This window comes from Lysinibacillus sp. UBA5994, from assembly GCF_002429725.1.
Taxonomy (GTDB): domain Bacteria; phylum Bacillota; class Bacilli; order Bacillales_A; family Planococcaceae; genus Lysinibacillus; species Lysinibacillus capsici.
In genome coordinates, this window is record NZ_DJAU01000029.1 from 1 (window position 1) to 19,566 (window position 19,566).

The 19,566-nt window shown below is 37.1% G+C and carries 12 protein-coding genes, 15 tRNA genes and 1 riboswitch; of the genes, 25 read left to right on the forward strand and 2 right to left on the reverse strand.

The genetic code is table 11. The features are described 5' to 3' along the window. The first annotated feature begins 32 nt into the window (after positions 1-32). The 17 genes from B3D98_RS10060 to B3D98_RS10140 all read left to right on the forward strand — a co-directional run bounded on the left by B3D98_RS10060 (position 33) and on the right by B3D98_RS10140 (position 3,547). A tRNA-Thr gene (locus tag B3D98_RS10060) sits at positions 33-108 on the forward strand. A gap of 7 nt (positions 109-115) precedes the next feature. Continuing rightward, a tRNA-Tyr gene (locus tag B3D98_RS10065) sits at positions 116-199 on the forward strand. 4 nt (positions 200-203) lie between these two features. Next, positions 204-277: transfer RNA gene (locus B3D98_RS10070), tRNA-Trp, on the forward strand. Between the two features lie 43 nt (positions 278-320). Then, positions 321-396 (forward strand) — tRNA-His (locus B3D98_RS10075). 9 nt (positions 397-405) lie between these two features. Then, positions 406-480 (forward strand) — tRNA-Gln (locus B3D98_RS10080). Between the two features lie 13 nt (positions 481-493). Next, positions 494-566 (forward strand) — tRNA-Lys (locus B3D98_RS10085). Between the two features lie 18 nt (positions 567-584). After that, a tRNA-Arg gene (locus B3D98_RS10090) sits at positions 585-661 on the forward strand. A 15-nt stretch (positions 662-676) separates the two neighbouring features. After that, a tRNA-Pro gene (locus B3D98_RS10095) sits at positions 677-753 on the forward strand. 15 nt (positions 754-768) lie between these two features. Continuing rightward, positions 769-844: transfer RNA gene (locus B3D98_RS10100), tRNA-Ala, on the forward strand. A 13-nt stretch (positions 845-857) separates the two neighbouring features. Continuing rightward, positions 858-950: transfer RNA gene (locus B3D98_RS10105), tRNA-Ser, on the forward strand. Between the two features lie 4 nt (positions 951-954). Then, positions 955-1,030 (forward strand) — tRNA-Phe (locus tag B3D98_RS10110). 6 nt (positions 1,031-1,036) lie between these two features. Further along, positions 1,037-1,110 (forward strand) — tRNA-Gly (locus B3D98_RS10115). A 4-nt stretch (positions 1,111-1,114) separates the two neighbouring features. Next, positions 1,115-1,188, forward strand: a tRNA-Ile gene (locus tag B3D98_RS10120). A gap of 7 nt (positions 1,189-1,195) precedes the next feature. Beyond that, positions 1,196-1,272, forward strand: a tRNA-Asn gene (locus tag B3D98_RS10125). 1 nt (position 1,273) lies between these two features. Next, positions 1,274-1,345, forward strand: a tRNA-Glu gene (locus B3D98_RS10130). Positions 1,346-1,918: 573 nt separating this feature from the next. Continuing rightward, positions 1,919-2,965: a nitric oxide synthase oxygenase gene (locus B3D98_RS10135; RefSeq protein ID WP_054548679.1), complete on the forward strand. Its 1,047-nt coding sequence runs from the start codon at positions 1,919-1,921 to the stop codon at positions 2,963-2,965. Positions 2,966-3,016: 51 nt separating this feature from the next. After that, complete coding sequence (locus tag B3D98_RS10140) at positions 3,017-3,547, forward strand: hypothetical protein (protein ID WP_054548680.1); 531 nt, start codon at positions 3,017-3,019, stop codon at positions 3,545-3,547. Positions 3,548-3,614: 67 nt separating this feature from the next. On the opposite strand, the gene B3D98_RS10145 is transcribed toward B3D98_RS10140, so the two are convergent. Beyond that, positions 3,615-4,823 carry a CynX/NimT family MFS transporter gene (locus tag B3D98_RS10145; RefSeq protein WP_288582769.1) on the reverse strand — a complete coding sequence of 403 codons (1,209 nt, stop codon included), beginning with the start codon at positions 4,821-4,823 and terminating at the stop codon, positions 3,615-3,617. Between the two features lie 178 nt (positions 4,824-5,001). Further along, positions 5,002-5,178: riboswitch (Lysine riboswitch) on the forward strand. Positions 5,179-5,260: 82 nt separating this feature from the next. Here B3D98_RS10145 and B3D98_RS10150 point away from each other — a divergent pair. From B3D98_RS10150 to B3D98_RS10170, 5 genes are all read left to right on the forward strand, one after another. Then, entirely contained in the window at positions 5,261-6,724 is a 1,464-nt protein-coding gene (locus B3D98_RS10150) for an amino acid permease (protein ID WP_054548681.1), read from the forward strand. Between the two features lie 152 nt (positions 6,725-6,876). Then, positions 6,877-7,569: a response regulator transcription factor gene (locus tag B3D98_RS10155; RefSeq protein ID WP_115673848.1), complete on the forward strand. Its 693-nt coding sequence runs from the start codon at positions 6,877-6,879 to the stop codon at positions 7,567-7,569. A 6-nt stretch (positions 7,570-7,575) separates the two neighbouring features. Then, positions 7,576-8,508, forward strand: a complete 933-nt coding sequence (locus tag B3D98_RS10160; protein ID WP_288582772.1) for a sensor histidine kinase — start codon at positions 7,576-7,578, stop codon at positions 8,506-8,508. Positions 8,509-8,638: 130 nt separating this feature from the next. Then, positions 8,639-9,562, forward strand: a complete 924-nt coding sequence (locus B3D98_RS10165; RefSeq protein WP_103117310.1) for an ABC transporter ATP-binding protein — start codon at positions 8,639-8,641, stop codon at positions 9,560-9,562. Next, positions 9,555-10,244, forward strand: coding sequence for an ABC transporter permease (locus B3D98_RS10170; RefSeq protein WP_048391929.1), 690 nt, complete (start codon positions 9,555-9,557; stop codon positions 10,242-10,244). The genes B3D98_RS10165 and B3D98_RS10170 overlap by 8 nt, the downstream gene beginning before the upstream one ends. A 47-nt stretch (positions 10,245-10,291) precedes the next feature. Here B3D98_RS10170 and B3D98_RS10175 read toward each other — a convergent pair whose 3' ends face one another. Continuing rightward, positions 10,292-11,557 (reverse strand): Nramp family divalent metal transporter, encoded by a 1,266-nt coding sequence (locus B3D98_RS10175; RefSeq protein ID WP_066038370.1) that lies wholly within the window; start codon positions 11,555-11,557, stop codon positions 10,292-10,294. Positions 11,558-11,779: 222 nt separating this feature from the next. Here B3D98_RS10175 and B3D98_RS10180 point away from each other — a divergent pair, with 222 nt between their 5' ends. The 3 genes from B3D98_RS10180 (at position 11,780) to B3D98_RS10190 (ending at position 19,435) form a co-directional block, all read left to right on the forward strand. Beyond that, positions 11,780-14,323 carry a LuxR C-terminal-related transcriptional regulator gene (locus tag B3D98_RS10180; RefSeq protein ID WP_288582779.1) on the forward strand — a complete coding sequence of 848 codons (2,544 nt, stop codon included), beginning with the start codon at positions 11,780-11,782 and terminating at the stop codon, positions 14,321-14,323. A 28-nt stretch (positions 14,324-14,351) separates the two neighbouring features. Continuing rightward, entirely contained in the window at positions 14,352-16,859 is a 2,508-nt protein-coding gene (locus B3D98_RS10185; RefSeq protein WP_288582781.1) for a LuxR C-terminal-related transcriptional regulator, read from the forward strand. A 137-nt stretch (positions 16,860-16,996) separates the two neighbouring features. Next, on the forward strand, positions 16,997-19,435 hold the full coding sequence (locus B3D98_RS10190) for an InlB B-repeat-containing protein (RefSeq protein ID WP_288582784.1): 2,439 nt from the start codon (positions 16,997-16,999) through the stop codon (positions 19,433-19,435). Positions 19,436-19,566 lie beyond the last annotated feature (131 nt).

Sequence of the window (19,566 nt, forward strand, 5' to 3'; positions counted from 1 at the left end):
GTTCGATCCCGGTCGGGACCGCCATTATTATTGCCGGTGTAGCTCAGTTGGTAGAGCAACTGACTTGTAATCAGTAGGTCGTGGGTTCGACTCCTATCGCCGGCACCATTCCCTTGGAGGGGTAGCGAAGTGGCTAAACGCGGCGGACTGTAAATCCGCTCCTTAGGGTTCGGCGGTTCGAATCCGTCCCCCTCCACCATTTTAGGGGCATAGTTCAACGGTAGAATAGAGGTCTCCAAAACCTTTGGTGTGGGTTCGATTCCTACTGCCCCTGCCAGGTATTGAGGTACTCGTTCATATATGGCTGTTATTATATAGTGGCGGTTGTGGCGAAGTGGTTAACGCATCGGATTGTGGTTCCGACATTCGTGGGTTCGATTCCCATCAGTCGCCCCATTTTAAAATTGGGGTATAGCCAAGCGGTAAGGCAACGGATTTTGATTCCGTCATGCCTAGGTTCGAATCCTAGTACCCCAGCCATTTTTAATTTCACGAGCCATTAGCTCAGTTGGTAGAGCATCTGACTTTTAATCAGAGGGTCGAAGGTTCGAGTCCTTCATGGCTCATCATTTTTTAATTAACATGCGCCCGTAGCTCAATTGGATAGAGCGTCTGACTACGGATCAGAAGGTTATGGGTTCGACTCCTGTCGGGCGCGCCAATAAAATCATGTTTACGGAATGTAGCTCAGCTTGGTAGAGCACTTGGTTTGGGACCAAGGGGTCGTAGGTTCGAATCCTGTCATTCCGACCATCTTTCATGATAAATGGGGCCTTAGCTCAGCTGGGAGAGCGCCTGCCTTGCACGCAGGAGGTCAGCGGTTCGATCCCGCTAGGCTCCACCATTGTAATATTTTTGGAGGTATACCCAAGTCTGGCTGAAGGGATCGGTCTTGAAAACCGACAGGCGGGTAACACCGCGCGGGGGTTCGAATCCCTCTACCTCCTCCATTTCGGGTCAGTAGCTCAGTTGGTAGAGCATTAGATTGAAGCTCTAAGTGTCGGCGGTTCGATTCCGTCCTGACCCACCATTATTTGCGGGTGTAGTTTAATGGTAAAACCTCAGCCTTCCAAGCTGATGTCGTGAGTTCGATTCTCATCACCCGCTCCAAAATGGGCCTATAGCTCAGCTGGTTAGAGCGCACGCCTGATAAGCGTGAGGTCGATGGTTCGAGTCCATTTAGGCCCATCATTATTCCGAAGTAGCTCAGTTGGTAGTAGCACCTGACTGTTAATCAGGTTGTCGCAGGTTCGAGTCCTGCCTTCGGAGCCACGGCCCGTTGGTCAAGTGGTTAAGACACCGCCCTTTCACGGCGGTAACACGGGTTCGAATCCCGTACGGGTCATCAAGCATGTAGCACAGATGTGTGTTACATGCTTTTTTCTATTCTCCTGTTCGTTAATCGATAAAAGATAATGCAATAGCAGAAAAAGACCTATTGGCAAGGTGAGGGACTGAATTTCATTCCCCTAGCATCTTTCTATGGGCATCCTATAAGCCGTTTCACCTACCACGTACACATCCATGGTCAATACTTTTGTGAAGGCTGCTTGACGATTTCTCTAGTATAGCGATACAGGCGAAATCCTGGCCAGAGAATTTGTGAAACTGGTTCTGCTCTATGCGAAAGCGAAGCAATAGCAGCAAGTAAGTAGCCCAGAACGAATAGCTTTTTCACCATTTACAAATATTCTATTGATTTCTTTGTTCTACAACCCCCTGAAAAAGGCTACATGACTACTGTAGCCTTTTTATAATAATTAAAATCTTTCTCCCTTACATTCTCTTACAAAGAGAGTCTATAGAGTAAATATGAACAAACTATTTCATATATAAAATATGTATGTTTTTTCAATTACTATTTTCATGGTGCTTGTTGTTTTGTTCCTCTAATATGAGGATAAGTGGAGGAATCGATATGAATATACAGGAGATACAGCAATTTTTAAGTCTATATCAGACAGAACAAAATGAATCAGAACTTTGGTTAAAGAATAGATTACAGGCAGTTAAGGATGCAGGTGAATATCACCCAACAACAGAGGAGCTAGTTTTTGGCGCACGTGTGGCATGGCGAAATAGCAATAAGTGTATTGGACGTCTATTTTGGCAGTCACTGCATGTGGTAGATGCACGTGATGTTTTAGATGAAAAGGCTATTTTTCAAAAATTACTAGAACATATTGATTATGCGACAAATCATGGGAAAATCCGCCCAACTATAACAGTGTTTGCTTCAGATAGAGTACGGATTTGGAATCATCAACTAATTCGTTATGCAGGCTATGAAACAGATGCAGGCATTATTGGAGATTCACAGTCCGTTAAATTTACAAAAGTGTGTGAGTCGTTAGGATGGAGAGGTAAAGGAACTGATTTTGATGTACTACCACTCGTTATACAGGTGGATAATCGTGCTCCTCAAATGTTTGTAATTCCTGAAGAAAATATAGTAGAGGTCTCAATCCGTCATCCAGAGTCAAACGATATGGAAAAATTAGGAATGAAGTGGTATGCCGTACCTATTATTTCGAGTATGCGTTTTCAAATGGCTGGAATTGATTTTCAAGCAGCTCCATTTAACGGCTGGTATATGGGAACAGAGATTGGTGCACGAAATTTAGCAGATCATGATCGTTATAATATGTTACCTGCAATTGCAGAGATTTTTAATCTTGATACAACCAAACATGCGTCTCTTTGGCGTGATCGTGCTTTAGTAGAACTTAATATTGCTGTTCTTCACTCATTTAAAGAAGATGGTGTGAGCATTGTTGATCATCATACAGCAGCTCAGCAGTTTAAATTGTTTGAGGAGGCAGAAAAATCAACAGGAAGAGAAGTTACAGGCAACTGGACATGGTTAATCCCACCACTTTCCCCTGCCACAACTCATATATTCCATAAACCCTATGTAAATATTTATCATACACCAAATTATTTTTACCAAAAACCATGCTATTAGTGTAAAGGAATTGTTTACTTTCAATACTTTTGATGAGAGAGGGCGCTTACTATGTTAAATCAGCAAATTCCCAATATCCCATGGAGACAATTGACGACACCTTATGGTAGAGGTACAGCCATTCCTAAGCTGATAGAACAGGAGCAATACACACAACTAGCTGAATTAATTGAACATCAAGGTACACTGTGGCAGGTGACACCATGGGTTTTGCTTGTCCTGCTAAAAAAGCTTACTAGTAAAAAATTAGAGGTTGTCTCCTTACAAGAGGTACAGTTATATTTAGCTGTGGCACATGCTATTACCAAGGATTATCTCGAGCCAGTCAATACTGTTAAAAATATGCAGGAGCTATTAGACGTCAACTATTTGTGGATAGAAAATGAGGATAATGATGAGCAGGAGTGGGAGAAAGAAACGCCAAAGGGCTATGAGGAGCAAGCTTTTGTAGGCTATTACTATTATAGTTATATGCTTTTACAAGAGGCTGTTCCTATTTTTTCTACTATAACAGCTCGTAATAATGAAGCATCAGAATGCCTTGCTGAATTGCTAACATTACTCCAGCAACCCGACAATTAAGTAATGTGTAAACACTATATAGAAATAGAGCAGATGGAGGAATCTAATCCACCTGCTTTATTTAATTTTAATGCACATATTCATCCTTAGAGGCTCTCATTGAGCAAAAGAAGAGTAACATTGCTACAACGACAAAGAGCCATCCCGCAATATTCCAGCCGCCAAATAAATCATGCAAGTAGCCAAAAAGAATAGGACCAATTGCGGCAAATAAATAACCCAAAGATTGTGCAAAGCCTGATAAATCTGCTGCTTCAAATGCAGTACGAGTACGGAGAGTGAAGAACATCATTGCTAGGGCAAATGAAGAACCACCTGCTAACCCTAGAAGAACCATCCACAGTACCCCAAGACTTGTCCATTCCATGACAACCCCAACAAAGCCTACTAAATAGAAGGATGTAAACATCAATACAAGTGGGCGTTGAGAAGTCATTTTACCAGCAATAATAGGCACTGCTAAGGCCATTGGTACTTGTGAGAATTGCATGATTGAAAACATCCAGCCAGCTTTATCAGGTGCTAAACCTTGAGCAATATAGATCTCAGGTATCCAAGCTGCTGTTGTGTAGAATAATAAAGACTGTAAACCCATTGCCCCTGTGACAGCCCAAGTAACTTGTGATTTCCATAAAGGTGTACTGGTCTTCTTAGATGTAGTAACTGGTTCTGGTTTATTTGATTTTAGTTGAGGTATCCAAATTAAGATTGTAATTAGAACGAGTATGAGTGCAATGGAAAGTGCACCTTGCCAGCCTAACGATGAATTAGCTATCGGATAGCTAATACCAGCACCAAGGCCAGCAGTAAAATTCATGGACATGGTGAAAAAGGCCATTAATAAACCCACATGATAGGGAAATTTCAACTTCAATAATCCTGGAATTAGTACATTTCCAAAAGAAATGGCTACGCCAATTAGCACAGTACCCAATAGAAGTAATTCTGTAGTACCAAGTGAACGTAGGACAATTCCTAAAGCCAAGAGAAAAGTGGATAAAAATAATGTTAGCTCAAGCCCTAGTTTGCGTGCTACAACTGGTGCAAATGGAGATATAACAGCAAAAGCCAGCAATGGTATCGTTGTTAGAAAGCCTGCCAAAACATTAGATATTCCAAGATCTTCACGGATAAAGGATATAATTGGGCCAACAACAGTTAGTGGCATTCGTAATGTAGAGGCTATAAAGATAACTCCAAAGACTAAAAGTAAGGTTGTTCCTTTCCAGCTAATTTTTTTACTTGGAAAACTAGTGGAATGATCATTTGTAGTCAAAATAAAATCCCCCCTAATAATAACCATTCTAATTGAACTACTATAACACTTTATCACACTATTAAAAATAGTAGAAGATTCATAAAATACAGAACATTTGTGGTTGTATTGAAATGTCTATGGTCTTATGTTAGTATAATAAACATCATAAATTTAATAATTATATGCCTCATGTTTGTATTGAGGTAGAGGTCGCGATATTTATAAGTATGCTAATTGAAATGACAAGCATTGATGAAATTAGTTGAAAGGAAATATTGCCGAAGTGTGAGGGGACTTGAAAACCTCATGCTGGGGCTGTCTCCGAAAGGAACAGAACTGTCACGTTTGCACAACGTGTTGAGCTATCATGTAGGAAAAACTGAGGATTAATGTAGCCATCACAGTGTATATGTGATGGCATTTTTTTGCCTCATAAATAGGAAGGAAGCTATATCGTGAGTGAAATAAAAGTAAATCAGCTCGGACATAAAGCACCGAAGCTGAAAAAAGAATTAAAAAGCCGTCATATTACAATGATTTCTTTAGGCGGTACAATTGGTACGGGACTATTTTTAGCCAGTGGAGGAGCAATTGCTCAGGCAGGGCCTGGAGGAGCATTGCTGGCCTATGCTTTAATTGGTATTATGGTGTATTTTTTAATGACAAGCTTAGGGGAAATGGCTGCCTATATGCCATCCTCAGGTTCATTTAGTACGTATGCAACCAAATTTGTAGATCCTGCCTTGGGCTTTGCATTAGGCTGGAACTACTGGTATAACTGGGCAATCACCATTGCTGCCGAAATTGCTGCTGTGTCATTAATTATGAAATATTGGTTCCCAGATAGCTCATCAGCACTTTGGACAGTATTATTTATTGCTGTGGTATTGACGTTTAATTTACTATCCGTAAAAAGTTATGGTGAAAGTGAATATTGGTTTGCCATGATTAAAGTAGCAACGGTTATTGTTTTTATTATCATTAGCTTACTAATGATTTTTGGTATTTTAGGTGGGCAGGCTCCTGTAGGTTTCACTAATTTCTTTGTTAGTGATGGGCCATTCCATGGTGGCTTCCTTGCTACATTTGGTATTTTCCTAGCTGCAGGATTTTCATTCCAAGGAACAGAATTACTAGGAATTACAGCTGGTGAAACAGATGATCCTGGTAAAAATATTCCGAAGGCTGTTAAATCTGTATTTTGGCGTATTCTTTTGTTTTATATTTTAGCGATTGGTGCAATTGGGATGTTAATTCCATTTACAGACGAACGTTTATTATCAGAAGATATCGCAGTATCACCGTTTACACTAGTGTTTGACCGCCTAGGTATTGCCTTTGCTGCTTCATTAATGAATGCCATTATTTTAACGGCTATGCTGTCAGCAGGAAATTCAGGACTATATGCATCTTCTCGTATGTTATGGCAATTAGCAGTGGATGGACATGCACCTAAATTTTTTGCAAAGCTAAGTCGTAGAGGTATTCCGATTTATGCACTTATGGCAACATTAGCTGTAGGCTGTTTAGCATTTTTGGCATCCTTCTTTGGCGATGGAGTGGTTTATATCTGGCTATTAAATGCTTCTGGAATGTCTGGCTTTATTGCATGGCTAGGTATTGCGTTTAGTCATTATCGTTTCCGCCGAGCGTTTGATGCACAAGGCTTAGATCCAAAGTTATTACCTTATAAAGCCAAATTATATCCGTTTGGACCATTATTTGCTTTTACAGTTTGTATGATCGTAGTCATTGGACAAAATTACACAGCCTTTACAGGCGATAAGATTGATTGGTACGGTATCCTTGTTTCGTATATTGGGATTCCATTATTTTTAGCATTATGGTTTGGCTATAAATTAAAGCACAAAACAAAAATGCTTCCACTTGAAGATTGTGATTTAAAAGTTGAAGATTAAATAATAGAGCTGTTCTATAAACCAAAGAGTGATGGTTTATGGATCAGCTCTTTTTTCAACACTCATAAACAAAATCTCTCTAATCAAACATCATAAATATGGTAATGTAATATACATATGGAAATTGGGTTTGATAGGAGAGGTGCATCATAGTGCAAAAGCATATTTTACTTGTAGAAGACGATGAAGCCATTCGTGAAATGGTTGATAATTACTTAACGATGGAAGGTTTCCAGGTCACAACAGCGACTAATGGCGAAGAGGCATTACAAAATTGTTTGCAAAATATCTTTGATTTGGTCATCTTAGATATTATGATACCTAAATTAAATGGATTGGAAGTATTAAAGATTATTAGAGAGCAGGCAGCACTTCCTATCATTATTATGTCTGCAAAAGACAGTGATGTTGATAAAGCATTGGGCTTAGGGTTAGGGGCAGATGATTATATTGCTAAACCCTTTTCTATGCTAGAATTTTCAGCACGTGTAAAGGCTGTTATCAGAAGAGCTACGAAATACTCTAGTCAAGCTGAACAAAAGCAAGAGGTCCTCGAAATTGATAATTTAAAGATAGATATTGTTAATTTCTCAATAACAAAGAGCGGACAAGAGATAAAGCTGACATCAAAGGAATTTTCCATTTTAAAATTGTTTGTGACAAATCGTCACAGAGTTTTTACCAAAGAGCAAATTTATCAGATGATATGGAAAGATGCCTATTACGGAGACGAAAATATTATAAATGTACATATCAGAAGACTACGTGAAAAAATAGAAGATGATCCGTCACATCCTCACTATATTAAAACCCTATGGGGAATCGGCTATAAGTTTGAAGGGTAAAAATATATGATATTTCTATTATTAATAATTGTATTGCTAATTGGCATTCTCATTTTTCAATGGAAAGTCAAGAAGGAACAAGAACGAGCTATCCAATATATTCATCGAAAACTACATGTAATTGTGAATGAGCAGACGTATGAAAAGATTCTAATAACAACTACAAATTCAGAAATTCAACAGTTACTTATTACACTGAATACTTTGCTAGATCAACATCAAAAAGTCCAGGCTACACATCATAAAATGGAAAATTCTATGAAAAAGATGTTGGCCAATATTTCGCATGATCTTAAAACGCCTTTAACCGTTGTACTTGGCTATATTGAAATGCTTCAACTTCAAAACGCGAATAGTGACGAGGAACAGCAACGTTTACTTACGGGTGTACATGCTAAAACATTAGAGGTATTAAAAATTATTCATACATTTTTTGACTTGGCAAAATTAGAGGCTGGGGACACAGATTATCCAATCACTAAAATCAATGTCAGTGAAATATGCCGAAAAAATGTTTTGTCTTTTTACGATTTGGTTACTTCATTGGGATTAGATATTAAAATTGATATCCCTGAAAGCTCCATATATGCACTTGGTAATGAAGAAGCATTAAATAGAGTGCTAAACAATCTACTGTCTAATGCTATTGCATATGGAGCAGATGGCAATGTAATTGGAATTACTATAAGAAACGATGAAGCCAATATTGATATTGATGTGTGGGATTGTGGCAAGGGCATTGATGAATACCATATCGATCGCGTTTTTGAAAGGATGTATACACTTGAGGATTCTCGAAATAAATCTTTCCAAGGTAGCGGTCTGGGACTAACGATTACAAAGCGGCTTGTAGAAATAATGAATGGCTCGATCCGTTTATCGAGTATTCCCTATGAAAAAACTATTTTTACGATTTCGTTAAAGCGAATGATGTATTGAATCCATTATGCTTGTAGAGCTTTAATGCTTTGCAGGCTTTTTTACTTAAGAAATTTGTAAGAATGCAGTAATAAAATAGAGAGTTTCATTTTTTATAATGAAACTAGTCACAATTGAGGGAGAGAATTACATGACATACATTGTAAAAACAAATCAGCTTACGAAAGTGTACGATGGAAAGGAAGTTGTTTCTGCTGTCAATATGAACGTTAAGAAAGGTGAGATTTATGGATTTTTAGGTCCTAATGGTGCGGGTAAAACGACTGTTATGAAGATGCTAACTAATCTTACGAAACCTACAAGTGGGGATGTAGAAATTTTGGGGGCGAAATTGACGGACAAATCCTATGAAATACTAAAAAGAATGGGGACAATTATTGAATATCCTATTTTTTATGAAAAATTAACGGCTAGAGAGACCCTGGAATTACATTGTGAATACATGGGTTATTATGATAAGAAAGAAATTGCACATGTTCTTAATTTAGTAAAGTTATCGAATACAGAGAATAAGCAGGTTAAAGATTTTTCTCTGGGGATGAAGCAAAGATTAGGCATCGCAAGGGCCATTATTACAAAGCCAGAGTTACTTATATTAGACGAACCAATTAATGGATTGGACCCAGTAGGGATAAAGGAGTTAAGAGAGCTTTTCAAGATGCTTTGTAAGGAGTACGGCATAACTATTATTATCTCTAGTCATATTCTAGCTGAAATAGAACAATTGGTCGATACAATAGGTGTTATTAAGAATGGAAGGCTCATCACTGAGGTAGCAATGGATACTATTAATCGTGATCAGGTCAATTATACGGAAGTGATCGTAAGTGATGGGAAAAAGGCAGCGTTTATTATTGAAAGCGAATTAAACATTACGAATTTTAAGCTGATGGATGATAACTCTATACGTATATACGACTCAACAGTATCCCAACAAAGCCTATCGAGAGCATTAATTGAACATGACGTTGAGATTGAAGAGATTAGTAAAAAAACTAGTTCATTAGAGGATTATTTCTTAAAGCTAATCAATGGAGGTGTTGTCCATGCTTAATTTAATGCGTTTAGAAATGAAAAAATTTCATTTAGGTTCATATGTTAAAGGAGCCATTATCGCTAATTTTGTTATTCTTGGTTTTTTGTTTATGATTTTATTTATTTCTAAAGTGGAAGGAGACCCAGGGCTTGAAAATTATGAGGTTGCATTCAGTGTTATTGATTCATTTGTAAGAGCAGTTTTTATGATTTTTGCTTCTACGTTAATAGCTAAGTTAATCATCGGAGAATATAAATTTAAAACCATTACATTAGCCTTTATGTATCCTATAAGTAGAAAGAAATTAATGGTCGCAAAGCTTGCTATTGTCATGCTATTTACTTTCAGTATGATCATTATCTCCAATGCTCTTATTACAACCATTTTTTGTATCATAAGCGATCGATATGAATTAATTCCTGATGTACTATCTAGTTCTTTAATTATCCAGCAAATACCTTCTGTATTGATGAATGCGATTGCTGCCTCAGGTATAGCTTTAATCCCATTGTATTTCGGGATGAGAAAATACTCTATACCGACAACTATCATTTCATCTATTATAATTGTGTCTGTAACTTCGTCAAATTCAGGTAACTTTACTTTAAACGATATTATTATTATTCCAATTACTTTAGCAATCGTGGGTCTTGGTATTGCTTATTTAGCCATTAGAAATATCGAAAAGGTGGATGTTTAATCAAAAAGATACCAGGTGCTCATTGCTATAGAGTACCTGGCTTTTTGTTATCCAAAAATTGTTTCCCACAGTAAGTAAATATTTAACGTAACAACAACGACTACGACAAACCAACCTAAAACAGTTGTAATACGGTGATTAACTAGGCTTCCCATAATGTCTCGTTTACTTGTAAACATAACAAGAGGGACAAGTGCAAAGGCAATACCAAATGATAAAACAACTTGACTAAGAACGAGAGCATAGGTAGCATTCACACCAGAGGCAATGATTGCAAGTGGTGGCACCATGGTAATCGCTCTACGTAAATAAAGAGGTATTTTTCTTTGAATGAAGCCTTGCATCACTACGTCACCAGCTAAAGTCCCTACAGAGGAGCTAGCAAGCCCTGCAATAAGTAAACCAAGACCAAAGGAAATGGCAGCCATTGGGCCCAGAATATCTTTTAAGCCATTATAGGCAACATCTAAATCTTCAACTACAACGCCTTGGGTATGGAATACGGCTGCGGCAATTATGAGCATGCTCATATTGATGGCACCAGCAATAATCATAGCGATGATAATATCGATAAATTCAAAACGGAAAATACGTTTTTTTTCTGCCTCATTTCGACCAATAATACGACTTTGAGTTAAAGAAGAATGTAAGTAAATAGCATGAGGCATAACGGTTGCACCTAAAATACCTGTTGCTAATAATAGTGAATCTACACCTTCAAAGTGTGGTGTGAACATGCCAATCGCCACATCGCCCCATGCTGGCTGCGCTAAAAATGTTTGGAAGGCAAATGCCAATACAACAATTAAAACCATTCCAGAAATTCCTGCTTCAAAGGCTCTAAATCCTCTTCTTTGCAACTCTAAAATAGCGAATGAACCTACTGCTGTAATCAATGCGGCGGGAAGCATTGGGATATTAAAAAGTAAATAAAGCCCTAATGCTGCTCCGATAAATTCCGCGAGGTCTGTGGCAATGATGACCAATTCCGCCTGTATCCATAAAAAGATAGATGTTTTTTTAGAAAAATGCTCGCGTGCTACTTCAGGTAAATTTTTTCCTGTCGCAATCCCAAGCTTGGCAGACAGGGACTGAATTAACACGGCCATTAAATTAGAAAAGGCTATAACCCAAAGTAGCAGGTAGCCGTATTGAGAGCCTGCTGTAATATTTGTAGCAAAATTGCCAGGATCAATATAGGCAACTGCTGCAATGAAAGCAGGTCCTAAAAATGGCAAGAATCTTCGCCAACCTTTTATATCTCCATCTAAAACCGCCTCTGCAGACGATTTTGTGACTCGTTTGTAAACCATATTGTTCCCTCGTTTCAAAAAGTATCATCAGTGAAATAAAGTTTCCTATAGGAAAATAAGATATTAGTATTCTAACGCTAGGAATAAAAAAAGTGAAGTAGTTTGCTTTATCCTTCTAAAATAAGTATGCTCTTTTGGATGAAGTGAATGAGTAGAAAAATTAAATTGCAGGAAAAATTCGAAATTTATAGAACTAATGAAATGTAGAAGGGAGACAAGGTGATGGATATGGTATGGGTAAAATCAAAAGTAACAATTCCACGTACAGTGCCAAATGTATTAGAGAGGAAGAAATTATTTTCTATTTTATCTAACAATCGAATGAAAAAACTAACCATTATACGGTCAGCCGCAGGATACGGAAAGACGACTCTTTTAAGTCTGTGGTTGAAGCATATTGATGAATCGGTAGCATGGTTTACTATCGATCAGAATGACAATGATCCTGTGAGATTTTTAAAGTACTTAATACATACATTATCTTTTAGCATATTGAATATAGAACAAAAGTTAAACAATATACTAGATGAAACACCACCTTTTGAAATAATTATAGATACACTGTTAAACGATTTAGATACATATAAAGAAAATATTCATATTGTTTTTGATAATTTTCAAGAAATCCACAACCCTCAAATTCATCAAATTATCAATCGACTTATTGAATATTTACCAGCCAATGTACGGATCTATATAACCACACGAACTAATTTAGAACTTCCACTAGCAAAATGGCGTGTAAAAGGTTGGATACTAGAAGTCGGGACGGGTCAATTATGTTTTGATTTAGAAGAGCTACAATCTTTCTTTAATTCTGTTACTAATGATGAACAGAAGGATGCGCTGAAGCCTTTATTAAAGACTACAGGGGGCTGGATAGCAGGTATCCAACTGATAAAGCTATCAACAGGTGGAATGATAGGTAATCTTAGTAGTGAAGAAATTTTAGCCAAAGCTAGTTCATATATACATGAGTACTTCATGCAAGAAATTCTTTTAATATTACCTCAAGAATTGCAAGATTTTCTACTAAGAACTTCCATTTTAAACTACTTAGATCCGAGTGTTTGTGCATCCATCACGAACGGATTAGATAGTTTAACTACATTCTCAGAGCTGGAGAAAAATTGTTTGTTTATCGAACAAGTACAAGCTCATCCACCCGTTTATCGTTACCAAACTTTATTTAGGCATGCCCTACAGGTAGAATTTCAAAGGCAATATTCCTATGAAATGATTACCTCTATTTATTACGAAGCAGCCACTAATTTATGCCAAAGAGAAGACTATGTAGCGGCAATTGAGCTTGCTTTAAATGGCGAATTATATAAGCTTGCACATGAATGGATTCAAAAATATTTAGTCGAAATATTTGCCGAGGGACATACTCTATTATTCGGGCAGTGGATACAGAAATTAAGGAATGCTCAGTTTCCAGTAGATATTAATATGCTTGTCTTATATATTACTACTCTGTTTTCAACCCATGAAATTGATCAGGCGAATAAAATCATAGAGGAACTACTATTTAAACAAAATAAATGGAAATGGATGGAGGGTTTTCAGTTCATTGCTGTATCAAAAATCTTTGAAATTATACAGGCTTATATAGGTTATATGGAAGATGGAGACATTGAAAAGGCAAAAGTAGGTTTACAAACACGCGTAAATGTAAGAAAGAATAAGTCATCTTTATATCATATTTCTTTAAAATATAATCAATTTGAGCCTAGAATTTTATGTACTTTTGTAGGTGCAAAAGGAAAATTCTTACCAGTAGTAAAAATGGATGAACTGATTCAAGTGTTGAATGAAAGTGAAATAAGGGAGCGAAATATTACAGGCGTTACCTATGGATTACTAGCTGAAATTTTGTATGAAATAAATGATTTAGATAGAGCAAGTAAAGAGTTAGAAATCGGTTTACAATATGGTTTACATTTTCAAGATCCAGGATTATTTATACCAATGTACTTATTAAAGGCTCGTATTTATATGACTAAAAAACAATTCGAAGAAGCACATCTGTTATTGCTTGAAGCTATGAAGGAAACCGATAAACCTTATTGGATAGGTATGCTCTATATTATGAAAGCACAATCTTATTTATTGGAAGGAAATATTTCATATGCACAACAGGAATTTTTTAGAGTGACGGATTTTATCAATTATAGAATTGCATCAAAAAATCCATTTTATTTATTAGTTCAAGGTAAAATTCTATATGCTAAAAATCAACTGGAGGAAGCATTGCAAATTGCTATTCGTTTAAAAGAAGGAGCAACTCAGGAAAAGCAAATCGTTACGCTTATTGAAGCGGGCTTGCTAGAAGCCATTTGTCATTTTTCACTTGGTAAAGAGGATTTCGCTTTAACAGTATTACATGATGCTCTTGAACATGGAGTGTCCTACGGGTATTACCGTACATTTATAGAGGAGGATTCTATCTGGCCATTACTTAATAAATACTGGCGTCTACGTCAGCATAATAAGGGAGATACATTTAAGTCAGTGCCGTTAGCCTATGTAAATAAACTATTACTAAATGACAGCACAGAAGATGAGTTTTTCACTAACTTTACTGCAAGAGAAAAAGATGTTCTGCAATTACTCGCAGAAGGTGCTTCTAATAAGGAGATTGCACAACAATTGCAGCTGACAGAGGGAACAATTCGTATATATTTAACAGGAATTTACAGTAAAATAAGTGTGAAATCTCGCACGAAGGCCATTTTATGGGCAAAAGAATGGCTAGGCTTTTAAAGTTGTTAAAGAGAAAGGAGGTCTGCATGTGCCAAATATTTTATTAGCCTCAAAAACAACAGTCCCTCAAACGGGCAAGCAAATTATTGAGCGAGAACGATTAAATGCCATTCTACTCCAGTCAACAGCAAAACTTATAGTAGTACAAGCGCCAGCAGGGTATGGTAAAACCACTTTTCTAAGTAGTTGGTTTCAGCAACTTGAGACGGCAGTAGCATGGTATACGGTGGACCAAACAGACAATGATTTAAATCGCTATTGGAAGTATTTAATTCATGCTATTGGTCACTCATTACAGCCAGAAGCTGCCTCTCGGATTAATTCTATACTCCATGCACAACCACAGTTACCATTAGAGTTTTTAGTGGACTCTCTCTTATATGAATTATCGCTATCTACTAAAAAGATTCATATTATGATTGATGATTATCATCATATTCATAATATTGCTATCCATCAAGCGATGACTCGACTAATTGATTTCTTACCTGAAAATTGCTTTATTTATTTGACTAGTAGATCAACTATTTCATTACCTATTGCAAAGTGGAGATTAAACCATTGCTTACTTGAAATTGGTTTAGAGCAACTTCTTTTTACGTATGAAGAGACAAAAGAATTTTATAAAAATTTAAATAAAAAGCTGGATGTAAAGGTATTTCAAAAGGTTTTTGAGATAACAGAGGGCTGGCCAACAGGGTTGCAACTAACTAATTTAGCAGATTTCCATAATGTAGACAAAGAGTTAAAAGAAAGTAATTTATATGTGTTCCAATATTTAATGAGTGAGGTTTTTTCCAAACTAGCACCATCCCTCCAAATTTTTCTTCTTTATACTTCACTTTTGGAACAATTAACCGCTGATACATGTAATGTCCTAACAAACCGTACTGATGCTCAACTAGTCTTATTAGAGCTTGATCAACAAGGATTATTTATTAGTAGAGTAGAAGCAAAAGGGCAGGTTTTTCGATATCACAATTTATTTAGAGAAGCATTGCGCCAAGAATTGAGCAATCGTTTTACTCAGCAGGATATTTTGTATTTATATGAAAAGGCAGCTGTAGCTTTATATAATAATGGAAATTTTTTATCTGCTATAGAGCTTGCTTTATGCGGCAACGTATTTATGTATGCTGAACAATGGATTCAGGAGCATCTTGTAACATTTCTTTCCTGTGGACATTCAACATCTTATGTAAAATGGATTGATACATTTTTGTCTAATGGCTATGAGGTACACCCAGAGTTGATGGTAATGTATGCCTATACACTCGCAGCATTACACAATTTAGAAGATGCTTATCGGACGATCCTAGACCTAGAACAAAAGCATAGGACTAATCAATGGATGAATAAAAGTGAGTATGCATCTGCTGTCGATGATTTTCTAGGTGTGAAAGCCTATGTCTTTGTCATGAAAAACGGAGATCTTTCTCAAGCTGGGGAATATATTCGACAAAGACTTGAGAGAAATCCAGTTGATTCCAAATGGGACGCAATATTTATACAATATAATCAAACAGAGCCTATGTTGTTTAGAACAAATATCGGATCTCGAGGAAAGTTACTTTCAGATGAACAGGCTATGTCTTATTTTGCTAAGTTTAGAACAGGGAAATTTAAAAACTTAAGTATGACGGGCTATAGCTATGGCGTGCGTGCAGAAAAATTATATGAGTGGAACCAATTTGCTGAGCTATCAATAGAATTAGAGGAAGCTATACGTTCTGGACATCAATTTCAAGATGCAGGATTGTTAGTACCGATGTATATTCTTAAAAGTAAAATAGCCGTGTTAGAAGAGCAATATATAGTTGCTCAAGGCGTTTTAGATCATGCAATTGAAGCTGTCAATGAACGCCATTGGATTGATAGTATAAGAGTAATGAAGGCACTTTTATTTTTACGTGAAGATAATGTTGTCCAAGCAGAACAGGAGTTAGCTAAGGTCAAAGTAGATAAGGATTTTACATTTTATTTGCTAGTAAAAGCACGTTATTTACTCATGGAAGGACATCTACTAGCAGCGCAGCAATTGATTATACAGGTGCAATCAGAGGCGCAACAACAAGAACAGCTATCTACTCGTATAGAAGCGACAATTTTATTAGCCATATGTTTGGTTGAGCAAGGACAAGCAGATGAGGCGTTAGAAAAATTACACCAAGCCTTGAAATTAGCCGAACCATATCAATATATCAGAACCTTTATAGATGAGCCTCAAACATATGCTTTATTAAAAAAAGCTATTCGAAAGCAATCTTCCAAAAAGGAGTGTAGGGAGGTTTCCATGAGCTACGTTGAGCACTTGCTCCAATGTGCTCAAAAGTATAAGCAAATTTCACCATTGGCTTCCCTTACAACTCGTGAACAGGAAATATTTACATTATTATCAAAAGGTGCTTCTAATAAAGAAATAGCCGAGCAGCTATTTTTATCGGAAGGTACAGTAAGAGTCTATCTCTCGGGGATTTATAGTAAGTTAGGTGTTAAAAATCGAGCACAGGCAATATTATTAAACACGCTGGAATAAGGTTATCCGTTATCTTTTTTAGGTAGCGGTCTTTTTTTTACATAAAACAATTAACATTCCTCAATAGTGGAAGTATCTGAAATTTTCTAAGATAAAGGGAGGAGAATACTTGATTTTAAGAGGAAGGAGCGAGAGGAATGAAAAGAATCTCGAACATGATGATTGTTCTAATATTGCTCTTTTTCCAATATGGGCAAGTTCCAGCCTCTTATGCGAATGAGCATAATGCTATTGAAGAAGGAGCGGATAGTCATGCTAAAAAGAGCCTTAACAAAAATCTAGTTGGTAATGCAAGATTCCATACAGCGCCAAATGACACGGGCATAACACTTGTAGCCTATGGAGGGGCAGGAGGGCATGTTGATATTCCAGCTGTTATTAACGGACAGCCCGTTACGATAATAGGGGAATCTTCATTTTTCAATAAGAATGTGACAAGTGTAACTATCCCTGAAAGTGTGACCAAAATAGGGGATAGAGCATTTTTGATGAATCAGATCACGACTGTGACCCTCCCTAATAGATTAGAGAGTATAGGTAATCTAGCGTTTTTTGACAATCGGTTATCGACTGTCTATATTCCTGATAGCGTAAAAACAATAGGAGCAGAATCATTTGCGAATAATCAGCTAACAGCAGTGACAATTCCAGATGGTATAACAAGAATTGAGAACAGTGTATTTTCGAGGAATAAATTAGAAAGTGTAACCATTCCCAGTAGCGTGACAAGTATAGGGAACTACGCGTTTTATCAAAATCACTTAACAACCATTATTCTACCTGATGACTTAAAGAAGATAGGGTTCTATACTTTTTATGGTAATAACCTGAAAGAAGTGACTATTCCTGAAGCAGTTACATATATAGAAGATTGGGCATTTGCCTCTAATCAGTTGCATTGGGTTTACTTTAATAGACCATTAGTGCTGCAGCCTAATACATTTAACTACCAAGGTGACAGGTTTGATGGTTGGTATAGTGATTTGGCATGGGCAAAGCCGTGGGATGGCAATGTCACACAGCCAACAAAAATTTATGCAAAGGGAAATGCGTTAACATATACACTAACATTTGAGCCAAATAGCGATACAGCTATTGATGAACAGCAAATACTGGTTGGAGAAAAAGCACTTGCCCCAGCAACTCCGATAAAAGATGGCTCTCAATTTATAGGGTGGTATAAAGATGAAGAATTGACTGTACCCTGGAACTTTGATACAGATGTGATAACGGGAAATATAACTCTATATGGAAAATGGGCAAAAAAACCATATACTGTTATATTTCATACAGATACAGACACAATAACAGTCGAGGTATTGAATGGAGAGCTATTAGCCAAGCCATCAGATCCAACGAAAGTTGGCTATACATTTGCAGGTTGGTATAAAGACGATAAGCTGATGATACCGTGGAACTTCGAGATCGATAAAGTGACAGAGAGTATGACGTTATATGGAAAATGGCTAACAAATGAATACATCATTACCTTTTATACAAATGGATGGACGGTAATTTCTCCTGTGACAGCTAAGTATAATGAGGTAATAGATGAACCACTGTTCCCGACAAAAACAGGTTATAAATTTGTAGGCTGGTATAAGAATGAAGAGCTGACCAAACCATGGAGCTTTGATACTGATAAAGTGGTAGAAGATACAGCGCTTTACGCAAAATGGGAAAGGGAAGCTGTACATTATATTCTAGACTTTGCATCAAATGGTGGAAGTGCTATATCGCCCCAAAGGATTACTGCTAATACAACCGCAATGCAACCAATCAACCCAATAAAGGTAGGCTATACATTTGCAGGTTGGTATAAAGATGCTCATTTCACAAAAGTCTGGAATTTCCATACAGATATAGTGACAGCTAATACTACTTTATATGCAAAATGGCAATGGCTAGCAAACGATTCGTCAGGTGGTGGAGGAAATTCGTCCCCAACACTAACAGAGCCAGAAAAGACAGAGCCAACCTTATCTCAAAAACCAGAACCTAAACCTGAAGATCAAGCTAAGCCACAACCAACCAAGCCAACACCCCAAACAGAGGCAAACATTACTTTCTCAGATATTCCTCAGGGCCATTGGGCATGGACGATGATTCAGGAGATGGCAAGGCAGGGCATTATTACAGGCTATCAAGATGGCTCCTTCAAGCCAAATGCACCAATTCAGCGCCAGCATGTTGCCCTGATGTTAACCAGAGCATTAGAGCTAGAACCGAAAAAAGAGGCGTTTATATTTAAGGATATTCCTGAAAGTCATCTCTATTTTGAAGAAATTAAGCAAGTGCAACAAGCAGGACTGTTTGATGGCATAGATGGAAACTTCCAACCAAAATCTAATATGACACGTTCACAAATGGCCAAAGTATTGGTAGAGGCTTTAAACTTAACAGCCCATAAGAAAGAAACATTTAATGATGTATCTGCTACTCATTGGGCATACAATTATATTGCTATTCTTGCGTCAAACGGGATCACAATAGGTGATCAAGGTAATTTTAGACCTAATGATGCTGTTACACGGGCAGAATTCGCAATCTTTTTATATAGAGCCCTCACTCAATAAGAAAAAATCCCATCACTGGTGTGATAAGACTACCAATGATGGGATTTTTGTATTTACCTAAAAATAATTAACATTCCTCAATAGTGGGAGTAAATAATTACCTTTAAGATGAAGAAGAATTATTTCATTTT